Source organism: Nocardioides sp. NPDC000445 (genome assembly GCF_040300245.1).
GTDB lineage: Bacteria > Actinomycetota > Actinomycetes > Propionibacteriales > Nocardioidaceae > Nocardioides.
In genome coordinates this window covers 1-15,379 of the sequence record NZ_JBEPDH010000011.1, presented here as the reverse complement: position 1 = coordinate 15,379, position 15,379 = coordinate 1, and the positions used below count along the sequence as shown (strand labels likewise).

Sequence of the window (15,379 nt, the reverse complement as noted above, 5' to 3'; positions counted from 1 at the left end):
GTCGTTCCCATAGGGCGAGTAGTGCTACGAACGACGTGTTACAGCAGCCGCAAGCCGCTACTCCAGGACCTCGGCGGCTTCTAGCCACTCCAGCTCGAGGTCGTCCTTCTCCGCGGCGAGCTGATCGAGCTCGGCGCTGAGCTCGGCGAGCCGGGTGTAGTCGTTGACCGACTCGGCCATCGCGAGCTCGAGCTTCTGCTGCTGCTCGCCGATCCGCTCGAGCTGCTTGTCGATCCTGGCGATGACCTTCTTCGCCGCTCGTTCGTCGGCGGAGCCGGGCTTGGCCTTCGACGGGCCAGCCGCTGCCGTCTCGGCCGACGCGCGTGACGCCTCGGCCTGCGGGGCAGACGCCTCGGCGGGGATGGGGAGGCGACGCTCGAGGTACTCGTCGACGCCACGCGGGAGCATGGAGATCTGGCCGTCGCCGAGAAGGGCCCAGATGGAGTCGGTGACGCGCTCGAGGAAGTAGCGGTCGTGGGAGACGACGATCAGCGTGCCGGGCCAGGCGTCGAGGAAGTCCTCGAGGACGTTGAGCGTCTCGATGTCGAGGTCGTTGGTCGGCTCGTCGAGCAGCAGCACGTTGGGCTCGGTGAGCAGCAGCCGCAGCAGCTGGAAGCGGCGGCGCTCGCCGCCGGAGAGGTCGCCGATGCGGGTGACCAGCTTGTCGCCGGTGAAGCCGAAGCGCTCCAGCATCGAGGTCGCCGAGAGCTCCTGGCCGTCGGTCGTCTTGGTGACGCGCTTGATCGACTCGACGGTCGGGAGGACCCGCGCCTCCGGGTCGAGGTCGTCGAGCTGCTGGGTCAGGTGCTGGAGAGCGATGGTGCGGCCGTGGCGTACCTTCCCCACCGCAGGCGGGAGGGTGCCGTCGAGCAGCGACAGCACCGAGGTCTTGCCGGCTCCGTTGACGCCGACGATGCCGATCCGGTCCCCCGGGCCGATGCGCCAGGTGGCGTGCGACAGCAGCTGCCGCTCGCCGCGGAAGAGGTCGACGTCCTCGACGTCGATGACGTCCTTGCCGAGCCGCTGGGTGGCGAACTTCTGCAGCTCGAAGCGGTCGCGCGGCGGAGGTACGTCCTCGATGAGCTGGTTGGCGGCGTCGATGCGGAACTTCGGCTTCGACGTACGCGCCGGGGCGCCGCGGCGCAGCCAGGCCAGCTCCTTGCGGACCAGGTTCTGGCGGCGTACTTCGGTGGCGGCGGCCTGACGGGACCTTTCCGCCTTGGCGAGGACGAAGGCGGCATAGCCACCTTCGTAGGCGTCGACCTGGCCGTCGTGGACCTCCCAGGTGAACTGGCACACCGCGTCGAGGAACCAGCGGTCGTGGGTGACCACGACGAGCGCGGACGCGCGCGCGGCCAGGTGCGAAGCGAGCCAGGCCACGGCCTCGACGTCGAGGTGGTTGGTGGGCTCGTCGAGCACGATCAGGTCGTGGTCGCCCAGGAGCAGCTCGGCCAGGGCACAGCGGCGGCGCTCGCCACCGGAGAGACCCATGACGGAACGGTCGAGGTCGATCCCGGCCAGGAGCTGTTCGACGATCTCACGGAGCACGGGGACGCCGGCCCACTCGTGGTCGGACCGCCCGCCGAGCACCGCCTCGCGCACGGTGTGGGTGTCGATGAGCTGGTCACCCTGGTGCAGGAACCCGACCAGCAGGCCACGCTGGCGCGAGACGCGACCGGAGTCCGGCTCCTCCAGGCCGGTCATCACCTGCAGGAGCGTCGTCTTCCCGTCGCCGTTGCGGCCGACGATGCCGACGCGGTCGCCGGCGTTGATGCCGAGGGAGACGTCGTCGAGGAGGGGCCGGATGCCGTACGCCTTGGAGACGTGCTCGAGGTTGAGGAGGTTCGCCATATCGTCTCCCATTGTCCCCGAGGGCGGTGAGGCAGCCAGCATCGCGGCGGCCACCCAGTGGCACACCGGGCGGACGAAGAGCCCCTGACCTGCTTAGACTCAGTGCAATGGCCGAGAAGACGACGCTCCGCGAGCAGACGCACGGCTCGCGTCAGATGATCCTCGAAGCAGCGCTCCGGCTGGCCGCCGAGCGTGGCTATGTCGGCACGACGATGGCGCTGGTCCGTCGCGCGACCGGCCTCCCGCCGTCCTCCCTCTACTGGCACTTCTCCAGCAAGGACCAGCTCCTCGCCGAGGCGCTCGAGCACGGCTACACCCGATGGAACGACATCGCCCCGCGGTGGGAGCCGACACCGACCGGCGACGACCTGCGCGAGGGGCTGCTGGCCAACCTGCGGCGTACGACGTCGGACACCCACGGTGCCAAGGCCGACTGGTGGCGGATGGGCCTGATGCTGGCGCTCGAGTCCGGACCGACCGTCGGCGACGGTCCGCGCGAGCGCTTCCTCCAGATCCGCACCCAGACGCTCGCCGAGTTCGAGCGGTGGTGGGACGAGGCGGTCGACCTTCCGGACCCGCACATCGAGACCCTCGCGCGGCTGACGCTCGCCGCCCACGACGGCCTCTTCATCCACGCCCAGACCGACGAGTACGCCGAGCTCGACCCGCTCCGGCAGCGGCTCGCCGACGGGCTGGCCGAGGTCGCGGACCACCTCCGCAAGCAGGACCCCGCGGCCGTCCCCGAGCCCGTGGAGCTGCCGCCGGTGACGTACCAGGGCAGGAGCAGCAGCCGGGAGAAGCTGGTCGCGGCAGCGCTCGAGGTCGCCGCGGAGAGCGGCTACGAGGGCGCCTCGATCAGCCGGATCTGCGCTGCGGCGGAGCTGCCGGCCTCATCGGTCTACTGGCACTTCGCGAACAAGGACGACCTGTTCTCGGCAGCGGTGGACGACTCCTACCGCGCCTGGATCAGCACCCAGTCCTCCTGGCAGCCGCCCAGCGCTGACTGCGACTGCGCCGCCGAGCTCCCCCTGATGCTGAGGCCCCTGGTGGCCAGCCTGCGCCGACTGCCCCCGTTCCTGCGGATCGGCCTGATGCTGGTGCTGCCGAAGCGGGCCGAGCCACTTCCCGGCCGCGACCGGTTCCTTGCCGTACGCCGCCAGTCGCGCGACGACTTCGCCGGCTGGTTCCGCGGGGCTCTCGGTGACGACGGGCCGGTGCACGCCGACGAGATGGCCGCGCTGGTGCTGGTGATCGCAGACGGACTTCTCTTTGCCGAGGCGCTCGACAGCGCCGACATGCCACCGGCCACGACCTCGGACCTGCTGGCGCGACTGGTGACGGCTACGCCGTTTCATACACAGATCAGTCACTGACCTACTACCGTACGTCCACAGACGGTTTACGGCGCTAACGGGCGGAAACGCATCGAACTGTATGCCGTGTCATCTATTTCCGCAGGTCAGGAATGAGATTTATCCAACATTTGCTCCACAACCTCCGGAACGATCGTTACAGTGACTGCTGTCACAGAGAGTTGGAGGCCCCAGATCCCCCCTTCGTGGTGCCTCCGTCTCAGTTAAGGAGATCCCCCCATGAGCGTCACTGCTATCCCCACCCTGGCTAGTCAGCACGACCATGAAGGTGCCCCGAGGACGACCTCCTCGGCGACCCCGTCTGCGACGAAGGCCCTCCAGATCCTGGAGGCATTTCTCGGAGCCGGCCCGAAGCTCGGTGTCAGCGAGATCGCTCGCACCGCGGGCCTTCCCAAGTCGACCGCCTTCCGCCTTCTGCGCCACCTCGAGCAGAGCGGGTACGTCGAGCGCACCGGCCGCCACTACGTCCTCGGCCGGCGGCTCTTCGAGCTCGGCAACGCGGTGCAGATCTGCCGCCCGCAGGGCATCCGGGAGACCGCGATGCCACACCTGGCCGAGCTCTACGTGGCGACCGGAAAGACCGTGCACCTCGCCATCCTCGAGGGCACCGACATCGTCATCCTGGAGAAGATCACCGGTCGCGGTGGCATCCAGCCGGACACGTACGTCGGCGGGCGAGCGCCCGCCGCCTGCTCCGCGCTCGGCAAGGCGATCCTGTCGTTCAGCGACCGCAACCACATCGCGCCGGTGCTCGAGTCTGGCCTGGTGAGGCGCACCCGCCACTCCCACGGCGACCCGGCGAAGTTCCTCGCCGAGCTCCGCCGCGCCAACAGCGAGCGCATCGCCTTCGACCGCGAGGAGGCCCAGCTCGGCATCGTCTGCGCCGCGGTCCCGATCATGATCGAGGGCCGCGCGATCGCCGCCGTCTCCGTCTCCGGCAGCGCCGCCGGCTTCAACGCCGCCAGCATCACCCGCCATCTGCGCCGCGCCGCCGCGGCGATCTCCGACGAGGTCGTCTCCAGCGCCGCCTGACCCCGCCGAGGCGTCAGGTACGTCGGCCGACACGTCACGCACGTCGGCCGAGAGGGCACGGTGCTGCCATCTCGGCCGACGTAGCTGACGCCTCGGCTGTCAGTAGGTGACGACGTGAGCACCGGCGACGGGGCCCGGGGCGGCCCAGACGCGGTCGTACGCCTTGGCCTGCATCGCTCCGGCGACCTCGCGGGCGTGGGCCGCGTCGCGGCAGAGCATCAGGACGGTCGGGCCCGATCCGGAGAGCTGTACGGCCAGGGCACCTGCCTCCGCGCCGTCGGCGAAGGTCTGGGCGAGGTCGGGGCGTAGCGCCAGTGCCGGCGCCTGCAGGTCGTTGGCGAGCGCCTCGGCGAGGAGCTCCGGGTCGCCCTTCTCCAGCGCCATGAGCAGGCTCTCGGGGACCTGGGGGTCGCCGACCCCGGTCCCGGCGTGCTCGTCGAAGGCGCGGTAGACCGCGGGCGTCGAGAGTCCCTGCTCGTTGCCGACCGCGACCCACCACCAGGCACCGTTGTCGGCGACCGGCTCGACGATCTCGCCGCGGCCGCCGCCGATGGCGGTGGCGCCGATGAGCGCGAACGGTACGTCGGAGCCCAGCTGCCCCGCCAGACTCAGCAGATCCTCGTCGGAGGTCTCCAGCGACCACAGCCGGTCGAGGGCGACAAGCGTCGCGGCCGCGTCGGCCGAGCCACCGGCGAGGCCCCCGGCGACCGGGATGCCCTTGTGGATCGCGACGTTCGCGGCCCTGTCGATGCCGTGGTGAGCGGCGAGAGCCTTGCCGGCCCGCACGACGATGTTGTCATCGCCGGTCGGGATCTCCCCCAGCGCGATGTGGTCCTCCGCGGTGAGCGTCACCTGCCACTCGTCGGCCTCGCTCACGGTGACGTCGTCGTAGAGCCCGATCGCCTGGTAGACGGTCGCCAGCGGATGGAACCCGTCCTCACGGACCGGCCCGACGCCGAGGTGGAGGTTGAACTTCGCGGCGGCGCGGACGGTGATCGTCATGAGGGAACCCTTTGGAGCGATTCGGTGATGCGTACGAAGTCGGCGATGGTCAGCGCCTCGCCGCGCGCCAGCGGGTCGATCCCGGCCTCGATGAGCGCTTTCTCGGCGGCCTCGGCAGAGCCGGCCAGTGGCTTGAGTACGCCGCGCAGCGCCTTGCGGCGCTGCGCGAAGGCGGCGTCGATGACCGCGAAGACCTCTTCGCGCGAGACGGCGGTCGACGGCGGCTCACGGTGACGCCAGTAGACGAGGCCGGAGTCGACGTTGGGCGCCGGCCAGAAGACGTTGCGACCGATCGCGCCGGCGCGGCGTACCTCGGCGTACCACGCGGCCTTCACCGAGGGGACGCCGTAGACCTTGGAGCCGGGCTTGGCCGCCAGCCGGTCGGCGACCTCGGCCTGCACCATCACCAGGCCGTGGCGCAGCGATGGCAGCAGCGACATCAGGTGCAGCAGGACCGGGACCGAGACGTTGTAGGGGAGGTTCGCGACCAGCGCCGTGGGCGGCGGGCCGGGGACGGAGTCGACTCGGAGAGCGTCCGCGCGGAGCAGGCTGAACGCGTGGGCCTGGTCGGGGGCGTACTCCTGGATGGTTCTCGGCAGCCGCTGCGCCAGGACCTCGTCGATCTCGATCGCGGTCACCTTCGCGCCGGTCTCGAGGATGGCGAGGGTGAGCGACCCGAGGCCGGGGCCGACCTCGACGACGACGTCGTCGGCGGTGACGCCGGACTCGCGCACGATCCGGCGCACGGTGTTGGCATCGATCACGAAGTTCTGCCCGCGCTGCTTGGTGGGGCGGAGATCGAGCTCGGATGCGAGCGACCGCACCTCCGCCGGGCCCAACAGGCGCGGCGGGGTGCGGTCGGTCATGGGTACAGACTATGGCCCGGGGGCCGAAACAGCCTTACTGCGGCAGACCGAGCTGCTGCGAGCAGTGCGGCCAGGAGCCGTAGCCACCGTTGGCGTCACGGACCTTGGTCGCGATCGCGATCTGGGTCTCGCGGCTGTTCTCGCTCGGGAGACCGGAGCCGCCGTAGGCCTGCCAGGTCTGCAGGTTGAACTGCAGCCCGCCGTAGTAGCCGTTGCCGGTGTTGATCGCCCAGTTGCCGCCGGACTCGCACTGCGCGAGCTGGTCCCAGACGGTGTTGCCGCCGGCGAAGTTGGCCGCAGGCGCTTCCTTCTCCTTGGTGCCGACCTTGACGATGCGCGGCTCGGCCTTGTCGAGGACGTTCTGCTCGAGGACCTTCTTGGAGACGGCCTCGCCGTTCTTGAGGACGATGCGGTAGGTCACCGAACGGACCCCGTCGGAGCCCTCGTCGACGACCTCGGTCTCACCCTCGTACATCGAGGAGTCCTCACGCTCCTCGACCGGCGCCTCGATCTTCTCGCGGGCGACCTTCTGGGTCTTGGCGGAGAAGTCGGTGAAGACGATCTTCTGACCGGTCTTCACTGCCTTGTCGGAGGCCGGGGAGACCTTGTCCCGGCGCTCGAGGTCGACACCGAGGTCCTTCAACGCATCGGCGACGGTCAGCGCGGTCACGCTGACCTTCTTGGTCTTCTTCCCCGCCAGCTCTACCTTGACGGTCTTCGGCGTGATGACGTCGAGCGACATCCCGTCGCGGCCGATGTAGGCACCGCGGCTGGTCGAGAGCTCTGCCCGGTCGTAGTCACGGCCGAGCTCGGCGAGAGCGCCGCCGACGGTGGTCGCGGTGACCCAGTGGTCCTGGGCCTTGCCGTCGACCTCGAGGCTCAGCTGACGGGCGTAGCGGACGCTGATCGCGCTGCCGTCCTCGACCTCGGTATCGAGCGAGGGAGCAACCGCGTCCCGGTCGCCGATCTCGATGCCCTCGGCCTCGAGGACCTCGCCAACGGTGTCGGCGTTGACGCTGACGTCCTTGGCCTTGCCGTCCACCGAGACGATGACATCGGTCTGGGCGGTCTTGACGCCGTACGCTGCGCCGCCTGCGGCGACCACTGCGGCGGCGAGTCCGCCGACCAGAACGGCCTTACGGCGGCGGGTTGAAGCGATGTTGCGGAACCACGAGTTGGTGCTGCTGGGGGGCACGATGCTCCGATGTTCGGTGTCCCCGGGCACGGGCGAACGGTGTTGCGAGATCTGGTGATCTACGCGCTGAGGCCCACCCCCAACACCGTCCGGATCTGTCCCGATCCCGGCTATCTCGCCGGACAGCGGAACAAATGCGGTCGGTTAAATGCAAGTCTCCTGCCCGATCCGCAGGCAATTACAAGCATGCAATCTCGGCATCAAATGAGTGTCAGGGAGTGCTGTCAATACCTGTCGTAGCAAATGACAGGTGTGCGATTCACCACGTCGAAATCGCTGGTCAAGCGGGTTGATCAGAGCGCATGTCGTAATCCCGCCACGAAATTTCGTCCCCTCTGGCCAATAGGCGACAAATCCTTTACAGGTAACTCCGTTGCTTGGTGTTGTACTCCGAAGCCATCTCTGTCGTGATGGCCCGTCGCGCCGGTCGGTTCTCGGGTAAGGCAGATGTGCGCGATGTCACCAGACTCCGGAGGAACGATGAACAGACGCCTTACCAGCGTTCTCGCCGCGGTTGCGGTCGCCGGCGTGACGCCGGTGGCCCTGACCCACTCGTCGGCTAGCGCCGTCGAGGACTCGGGGACCCCCGCCGCCGCTGCGGTGAAGCAGAAGGTCGATGACAAGCCCGATGCGCTCAACACCAAGCGCCGCGAGCTCAAGACCAACGCCGCCACTGCCGTCGCCACGGGCGAGAAGCAGACGGTCACGAAGAACGGCAGCGAGGTCGTGAAGATGGGCTCGGGCAAGAACGCCCGCTGGGTGGAGCACGAGCCCACCGAGAAGTCCCAGCTGCTGAGCTTCCTGGTCGAGTTCGGCGAGGGCGGCAACCCGGCCTTCCCGGACAACACCTCGGGCCCGCTCCACAACGAGATCGCGCCGCCCGCCGAGAACGACAACTCCACCTATTGGGAGGAGGACTTCTCCCGCGAGCACTACATGGACATGTTCTTCAACCAGGAGAAGGGCGCCGAGTCCTTCCACAACGTCTACAAGGAGATGTCGAGCGGCCGCTTCGACCTCCAGGGCGACGTGAGCGACTGGGTGACGCTTCCGCACGCGGAGTCCTACTACCAGAACGACAAGGGCGACGAGACCGCCACCGCGATGAAGAACTTCGTCCAGGACAGCGCCAACGCCTGGTACGACGCGCAGAAGGCGGCCGGCAAGACCGACGCCGAGATCACTGCGTACCTCCAGGACTACGACATCTGGGACCGCTACGACCTCGACGGCGACGGCAACTTCAACGAGGCCGACGGCTACATCGACCACTTCCAGGCGATCCACTCCGGCGTCGGCGAGGAGGCCGGTGGCGCACCGTGGACCATCTGGTCGCACCGCTGGGCCGCGAACGCGTCCGGCTCCGACGGCCCGGCCAACCACCCGAAGGCCGGCGGCGTCAAGATCGGTAACACCGACATCTGGATCCGCGACTACACCACCGAGCCCGAGAACGGCGGCCTGGGCGTCTTCGCGCACGAGTTCGGCCACGACCTCGGTCTGCCGGACTTCTACGACACCGCGGGCGGCGAGAACGGCACCGGCTTCTGGACCCTGATGAGCTCGGGCTCCTGGCTCGGTCACGGTGACGGCACCATCGGCACCACCCCCAACCACATGGGCGCCCCGGAGAAGCTCTTCCTCGGCTGGCTCAACTACGACACCGTCGAGGCCGGTACGTCCAAGAAGCTGACCCTGGGTCCGAGCTTCCACGACACCGGCTCCAAGACCCCGCAGGCGCTCGTGGTCAACCTGCCCGACGGCGAGACCACCCACGACGTCGGCTCCGGTACGTCCGGCAAGACGTTCCTCTACTCCGGCAAGGGCGACGACCGCACCGCCACCGCGGTCAGCCCGGAGATCACCGTCCCCGCGGGCGGCACGCTCTCGGCCAAGGTGAAGTACGACCTCGAGGCGGAGTACGACTTCACCTTCCTGGAGGCCTCCACCGACGGCGGCACGACCTGGTCGACCCCGCTGGCGACGAACCTGTCGTCTGCCGAGTACAACAACGGCATCCACGGCACCTCCGACAGCACCTGTGACGGCAACTGCGCCGACCACGACCCGCAGGAGTACGTCGACCTGACCGCCGACCTCTCGGCGTACGCGGGCCAGAACGTGAAGCTCCGCTTCCGCACCGCGAACGACGGCGGCGTCGCCTACTACGGCTTCGCCATCGACGACCTCTCGGTCGGCTCGGCCTACACGACGGACTTCTCGTCCTTCGACGGCTGGACCAACAAGGAGTACATGGGCATCACCGACGGCACCTACACCTCGACGTACCCGCGCTTCTACATCGCCGAGAACCGTCAGTACAAGGGCTACGACAAGACGCTGGCCGAGGGTCCGTACAACTTCGGCTACGGAGTCACCGCGCCTGACAAGGTCGACCACTACGCCTACCAGGACGGTCTGCTGGTCTGGTACCAGAACGGCGCCTACGGCGACAACAACACCTCGGAGCACCCCGGTGGTGGCCAGGCGCTGGTCGTCGACTCCACTGTCGGCGTCCAGAAGTGGTCGAACGGCACCCTGTCGCGTAACCGGATCCAGGGCTTCGACTCGACCTTCGACGTGGACCGCACCGACGCGCTCCACCTGGAGAACGAGATCGCCGGTGCGCCGAACAACGTCCTCGACGTGCCGCGGCGCAAGAGCGTGCCGACCTTCTACGACAGCTCCGAGACGGCCTACTGGGACCCGTCCAACCCGGCGCACTCCACCAAGACGGCCGGCAGCGGCGTCAAGATCAAGGTGCTCTACTCGGACGAGCGCAGGGGCACGATGACGCTCAGCGTCTCCTGACCTGATCACAGCAACGAGAGGGGCCCGAGGCGATCGCCTCGGGCCCCTCTCGTGTCAGTGCCGGTCCATCACCAGGTGCCGCCGAAGGCTGTCTCGGTGTTGGTGTTGACGGCGTGGCAGAGCGCCTCGAGGTCGTCGCCGCGTACGTCGGCCATCACCCGCATCGTGGCCGGAATCATGTAGCTGGAGTTGATCGCGCCGCGGTGCGGGTGGGGCGTCAGGAACGGGGCGTCGGTCTCGACCAGGATGCGGTCCTGGGGAGTGATCGCGAGGGCGTCGCGGAGGTACTGCGCGTTCTTGAACGTCACCGTGCCCGCGAAGGAGAGGTAGGCACCGCGGTCGAGGCACTGGCGGGCGAACTCGGGATCACCGGAGAAGCAGTGCATCACCCAGCGCTCGGGCGGGCCGACGCTGTCGATCACCTCGAGCACCGCCTCGTGCGCGTCGCGGTCGTGGATCATCAGGGTCTTGTCGAGCCGCTTGGCGATGTCGATGTGGCGCCGGAACGAGTAGGCCTGGGTCTCGCGACCCTCCTCGTCGGTGCGGAAGAAGTCCATCCCGGTCTCCCCCACCACGCGGACCTTGTCGTGCACCCCGGCGAGCTTCTCGATCTCGTCCAGCGCAGCCTCGAGGTCGGGCTGGCGAGGAGCGTCGTTGGGGTGGAGCGCCACCCCGGCGACCATGTTGTCGTACGTCTGGGCCGCCTCGACCGCCCAGCGCGCACCGGGCAGATCGCAGCCGATCTGGACCACCCTGGTCACGCCCACCGCCGCCGCCTGCGCGAGCGCCTCCTCGACCGGGAGACTCTCGTCCCCTCGGACGATGTCGAGATGGGTGTGGTTGTCGACGACCGGTGCGGGCAGTGGCTCGGGTGCCGGGGCGAAACTCATGCTCACCAGTCTTCTACACGCTCTTGTGGACGAGGTCGTAGACCTCGCGTTTCGGTACGCCGGCCAGTCTGGCCACCTCGGCGATGGCCTCCTTCTTCGTGTGGCCCTCACCTTCCAGGTCGGCCACGGCGGCGCGGAGGCTGTCGGGGTCGCTGCCGATCTCGGCGGACGGGTCGGCGCCGGTGACGACGATGGTGACCTCGCCGCGCACTCCCTCGGCGGCCCAGTCGACGAGCTCGGCCAGTCCCCCGCGGCGTACTTCTTCGTGGGTCTTCGTCAGCTCGCGGCAGACCGCGGCGGCGCGGCCGTCGCCGAAGGCGTCGCGCATCGCCGCCAGGGCGGCCTCGGTGCGGTGGGGGGCCTCGAAGAAGACCATGGTGCGCTCCTCCTTGGCCAGGCTCGCGAGGCGACGGGCACGTTCGCCGGCCTTGCGGGGCAGGAAGCCCTCGAAGCAGAACCGGTCGACGGGGAGGCCGCTGACGGCCAGAGCGGTGAGGACGGCCGAGGGGCCGGGCACCGCGGTGACGCGTACGTCCTTCTCGACCGCGGCGGCGACCAGGCGATAACCGGGGTCGGAGACCGAGGGCATCCCGGCGTCGGTCACCAGCAGCACGCGGTTGCCGTCCAGGAGGTCGGCGAGCAGCGTGGGCGTACGTGAGCTCTCGTTGCCCTCGAAGTAGGAGACGATGCGGCCCTTGATCTCGACCCCGAGATCGGTCGTCAGCCGCCGCAGGCGGCGGGTGTCCTCAGCGGCGATGACATCCGCGGTGGCGAGCTCGGAGGCCAAGCGGGGTGGGGCATCCTCGACGCGTCCGATCGGGGTTGCTGCGAGTACGAGCACGCCATCGTTTGGATCTACCACACCGATATTGTCGCAGGCTTATAAGGTTCCCTCGTGACGACGACGGTGACCGAGGAGCCGGAGCCCATGGAGGGCCTGGCCAGCACCCCCTCAGGTCACTTCCTGCCGACCGCCTGGGAACGCGCCCGGCGCCGCATCAACGGCTCACCGCGGGCCGGCTGGGCGGCGACGCTCGGGATCACCGCGCTGGCGTTCCTGCTGCGGCTGTGGCACCTGGGCACCCCGAAGGTCTTCGCCTTCGACGAGACCTACTACGCCAAGGACGCCTGGGCGCTGCTCGAGTTCGGCTACGCGCGCAACTTCATCGAGGGCGCCGACGAGAACATCCTGGCCGGACAGCTCGACGGGCAGTTCGCCGACGGGCCGTCGATGATCGTCCACCCCGACGTGGGCAAGTGGATCATCGCCCTCGGCATCAAGCTCTTCGGGATGGACCCGTTCGGCTGGCGGATCGCCTCGGTCGTGGTCGGCTCGCTGCTGGTGCTGCTGACCATCCGGTTCGTACGCCGCGTCTCCGGCTCCATGCTGCTCGGTCTCGTCGGCGGCATCCTGGTCACCTTCGACGGGCTCGCGTTCGTGCTCTCGCGCCTGGCCCTGCTCGATCTCTTCGTCGCCTTCTTCCTGCTGCTCGCGGTGCACCTGATGGTGATGGACCGCGACTGGTGCCGGCGGCGGTTCTCCGCGCTCGCGCCCACGCAGCTCGCCGCGCCGGGTGCCTGGGGTCCTGTCCGCCAGATGCTGTTCCGTCCGTGGCTGCTCTGCTCGGGCGTCGCGTGGGGCCTGGCGATCGGCTCCAAGTGGGAGGCGCTCTACCCGCTGGCCGCCTTCGGTCTCCTCTATGTGGCCTGGTCCGCGGGGATGCGGCGCTCCTTCGGCGTACGTCTGTCCTGGCTTCGTGCCTGTGTGGCCGACGGGCCGACGGCGTTCGTACACCTGGTGGGCGTCGCGCTGGCGGTCTACGTGATGACGTGGATCCCGTGGATGACCCACGCGGACGTCTACGAGGAGTCGCTCTCGGCGACGCAGTACACGCGCTACACCGGCGAGGGCCACTGCGAGAACAAGTCGTACGTCCCCGAGAACCTCAACGACAAGCGCTGGCCGACCGCCACGGAGCCGGACGCGTCCGGCCTCGGCGAGGTCAGCCAGTCGCTGCGGTCGCTGTGGTACTACCACCGCGACGTCTTCACCTTCCACACCCACTTCCTGGAGTGCGCCGAGCACACCTACGGGTCCCATCCGATCGGCTGGCTCGTCCTGAACCGGCCGGTCGGGGTCGCCGCCGACACCGGGATCCTGTCGGGCGCGAAGTCGCGCGGCGAGATGTGCGACGCCTCGCCCTCGACCGATCCCGACGGCGACGGCCCGCAGGAGGCGGGGACGTGCCTGCGGCAGGTGCTGCTCCTGGGCACCCCGGTGCTGTGGTGGGGAGCGTTCGTCGCGCTGATCGTCTCGGCCTTCATGTGGGTCGCCGCGCGGGACTGGAGGTTCGGGGTCGCCGTCGTCGGGGTGCTGTCGACGTGGCTGCCCTGGCTGCAGTACGCCGGGCGTCCGATCTTCTCCTTCTACATGATCATCGCGCTGCCGTTCCTGGTGCTCGGTCTGTGCCTGTGTCTGGGCAAGCTGCTCGACCGGCCGCCTTCTCTTGTGGGCGGGGGGACCCCGGCCACCCGGCGTCGCGTCGGGGGTGCCGTCGCCGGCGGCATCTTCGTCGTGCTGGTGATCTGCAACTTCGCCTGGTTCTGGCCGATCTACACCGATGAGCTGCTCACCCGGCAGGAATGGCTGACGAGGATCTGGTTCAAGCGATGGATCTAGAGCATGTGGTGCGCGGCCGAGTGCCGCGGCCGGGCGGCTACGACGACGTCGTCGTGACCGTGTCCGCGGGGCTCGTCTCGGAGGTGCGGGCTGCCGTCCCCGGCGACCCGTCGTCGTCGGGGATCCTGCTCCCGGGGCTGGTGGACATCCACAACCACGGCGGTGGCGGTGCGTCCTTCCACTCCACGTCGCCGGACGAGATCGCCACGGCCGCCGCGGTGCACCACGCGGCCGGCACGACCACCATGCTCGCCTCGACTGTCACCGACGCGCCTTCCCGGTTGCTGTCGGTCGTCTCGGCGCTGGCCACGGCCGCGGAGGCCGGGCTGATCGCCGGGATCCACATGGAGGGACCGTTCCTGGAGCACTCCTGCCGCGGGGCGCACGATCCCGCGCTGCTGATCGCGCCGGATGCCGGTCTCGCCCGGGAGTTCGTCGAGGCCGGACGGGGTCACCTGCGGGTGATGACGCTGGCCGCGGAGCTTCCCGGGGCTGACGAGGTCGCCTCGGTGCTCACCGAGGCCGGGGTCGTGGTGGCGCTGGGACACACCGCGGCGTCGGCTTCGCGGGCTCGTGCCTTCCTGTCCGGGCCCGGGAGCCTGGTCACCCACCTCTTCAACGGGATGCCGCCCGCGCACCACCGCTCGCCTGGGCCGGTGCTCGGCGCTCTGGGAGCCGCGGGTGTGGGCGATGCGTGTGTGGAGCTGATCGCTGACGGCGTACACCTCGACGACGAGACGGTCCGGGCCGTGATGTCGATGGTGCCCGGCTCGGTCGTACTCGTCACCGACGCGATGGCCGCGGCCGGGATGGCCGACGGCGACTACCAGCTCGGACCGCTGTCCGTGGAGGTACGCTCTGGGGTCGCCCGCGTGGCCGACGGGACCGGCAACGGGTCGATCGCCGGAGGCACCTCGCGGCTCATCGACCAGGTACGCCGCCATGCGGCCGCCGGGATCGACCTGGCCATGCTGATGAAGGCCGCGAGCCTACGGCCGGCATCGGTGGTGGGCCTCGACGCGGGCCGCCTCGGGCCCGGCGCGCGCGCCGACCTCGTGCTCACCGACGAGTCGCTGCAGCCGACCCGGGTGATGCGCGGCGGGGCCTGGCTGGTCTCGTAGATCGGGCTCGTATTCTGGCCCCATGTCCTCCACGAAGCCCGACGACTCCTCCCCACTCATCGCCGGGCTCGTGCCCAAGTGGGCGGTCGCGGCCTTCGCCGTCGACGTCTTCTTCGTGCTCCTCTTCGCCTTCGCCGGGCGCCAGTCGCACGACTCCGGCCCGGCGCTCGTCGTGCTCCGTATCGCCTGGCCCTTCCTGATCGGGCTCGCCGTGTCCTGGGCCGTGCTGATCTGGCGCCGCTGGCCCGCCGCTCGCGCATGGCCTGCGGGCGTGGTCGCCTGGCTCGGGACGTACGTCATCGGGATGGTGCTGCGCGGCCTCTCCGGCGAGGGCCTCGCGCCGGCCTTCCTGGTCGTCTCGCTCCTCTTCCTCGGCCTCACCCTGGTCGGCTGGCGCGGCTACGTCAGCGCCAAGCTCCACTACCGCTCCCGCCGCATCGCCGACTGACCTCTGCCGAAGCGTCAGCCCCGTCGGCCGAGGCGTCAGCCCCGTCGGCCGAGGCGTCAGCCCCGTCGGGGGGGGGGGGGGGGCCCGGGGGCCAACGGGGCCCCGCAAAA

At 69.4% G+C, this 15,379-nt stretch carries 12 protein-coding genes; 6 read left to right on the top strand and 6 right to left on the bottom strand.

What is annotated here, in order from left to right; genetic code table 11:
* Nucleotides 1–57: 57 nt before the first annotated feature.
* A complete protein-coding gene (locus ABT304_RS15885) occupies nucleotides 58–1,851 on the bottom strand; it encodes an ATP-binding cassette domain-containing protein (RefSeq protein WP_350716475.1) in 1,794 nt (597 codons plus the stop codon).
* 107 nt (nucleotides 1,852–1,958) lie between these two features.
* On the opposite strand from ABT304_RS15885, the gene ABT304_RS15880 reads away from it, so the two are divergent.
* Nucleotides 1,959–3,224 (top strand): TetR/AcrR family transcriptional regulator, encoded by a 1,266-nt coding sequence (locus tag ABT304_RS15880; protein ID WP_350716473.1) that lies wholly within the window; start codon nucleotides 1,959–1,961, stop codon nucleotides 3,222–3,224.
* Nucleotides 3,225–3,443: 219 nt separating this feature from the next.
* Nucleotides 3,444–4,256 carry an IclR family transcriptional regulator gene (locus tag ABT304_RS15875; protein ID WP_160025447.1) on the top strand — a complete coding sequence of 271 codons (813 nt, stop codon included), beginning with the start codon at nucleotides 3,444–3,446 and terminating at the stop codon, nucleotides 4,254–4,256.
* 99 nt (nucleotides 4,257–4,355) lie between these two features.
* Here ABT304_RS15875 and ABT304_RS15870 read toward each other — a convergent pair whose 3' ends face one another.
* The 3 genes from ABT304_RS15870 to ABT304_RS15860 are packed head-to-tail and all read right to left on the bottom strand — an operon-like array spanning nucleotide 4,356 to nucleotide 7,319.
* A complete protein-coding gene (locus ABT304_RS15870) occupies nucleotides 4,356–5,258 on the bottom strand; it encodes a 4-(cytidine 5'-diphospho)-2-C-methyl-D-erythritol kinase (protein ID WP_350716471.1) in 903 nt (300 codons plus the stop codon).
* The gene (gene rsmA, locus ABT304_RS15865) at nucleotides 5,255–6,124 is read right to left on the bottom strand and encodes a 16S rRNA (adenine(1518)-N(6)/adenine(1519)-N(6))-dimethyltransferase RsmA (protein ID WP_350716470.1); all 870 of its coding nucleotides are present in this window, start codon (nucleotides 6,122–6,124) and stop codon (nucleotides 5,255–5,257) included. Before rsmA ends, ABT304_RS15870 begins: the two co-directional genes overlap by 4 nt.
* A gap of 34 nt (nucleotides 6,125–6,158) precedes the next feature.
* The gene (locus tag ABT304_RS15860; protein ID WP_350716468.1) at nucleotides 6,159–7,319 is read right to left on the bottom strand and encodes a resuscitation-promoting factor; all 1,161 of its coding nucleotides are present in this window, start codon (nucleotides 7,317–7,319) and stop codon (nucleotides 6,159–6,161) included.
* 480 nt (nucleotides 7,320–7,799) lie between these two features.
* Here ABT304_RS15860 and ABT304_RS15855 point away from each other — a divergent pair, with 480 nt between their 5' ends.
* Nucleotides 7,800–10,130 (top strand): immune inhibitor A domain-containing protein, encoded by a 2,331-nt coding sequence (locus ABT304_RS15855; RefSeq protein WP_350716466.1) that lies wholly within the window; start codon nucleotides 7,800–7,802, stop codon nucleotides 10,128–10,130.
* A gap of 68 nt (nucleotides 10,131–10,198) precedes the next feature.
* Here ABT304_RS15855 and ABT304_RS15850 read toward each other — a convergent pair whose 3' ends face one another.
* Both ABT304_RS15850 and rsmI read right to left on the bottom strand, forming a co-directional pair.
* Nucleotides 10,199–11,020, bottom strand: a complete 822-nt coding sequence (locus ABT304_RS15850; RefSeq protein ID WP_350716464.1) for a TatD family hydrolase — start codon at nucleotides 11,018–11,020, stop codon at nucleotides 10,199–10,201.
* 13 nt (nucleotides 11,021–11,033) lie between these two features.
* Nucleotides 11,034–11,882, bottom strand: a complete 849-nt coding sequence (gene rsmI / locus ABT304_RS15845; protein WP_350716462.1) for a 16S rRNA (cytidine(1402)-2'-O)-methyltransferase — start codon at nucleotides 11,880–11,882, stop codon at nucleotides 11,034–11,036.
* Between the two features lie 33 nt (nucleotides 11,883–11,915).
* Between rsmI and ABT304_RS15840 the strand changes: the two genes are divergently transcribed.
* Genes ABT304_RS15840 through ABT304_RS15830 form a run of 3 tightly spaced genes read left to right on the top strand, consistent with a single transcriptional unit; the run spans nucleotide 11,916 to nucleotide 15,269 of the window.
* The gene (locus ABT304_RS15840) at nucleotides 11,916–13,700 is read left to right on the top strand and encodes a dolichyl-phosphate-mannose--protein mannosyltransferase (protein ID WP_350716460.1); all 1,785 of its coding nucleotides are present in this window, start codon (nucleotides 11,916–11,918) and stop codon (nucleotides 13,698–13,700) included.
* Nucleotides 13,691–14,821, top strand: a complete 1,131-nt coding sequence (locus ABT304_RS15835) for an N-acetylglucosamine-6-phosphate deacetylase (protein ID WP_350716459.1) — start codon at nucleotides 13,691–13,693, stop codon at nucleotides 14,819–14,821. The genes ABT304_RS15840 and ABT304_RS15835 overlap by 10 nt, the downstream gene beginning before the upstream one ends.
* Nucleotides 14,822–14,843: 22 nt before the next feature.
* The gene (locus tag ABT304_RS15830) at nucleotides 14,844–15,269 is read left to right on the top strand and encodes a DUF3054 domain-containing protein (protein WP_350716457.1); all 426 of its coding nucleotides are present in this window, start codon (nucleotides 14,844–14,846) and stop codon (nucleotides 15,267–15,269) included.
* Nucleotides 15,270–15,379 lie beyond the last annotated feature (110 nt).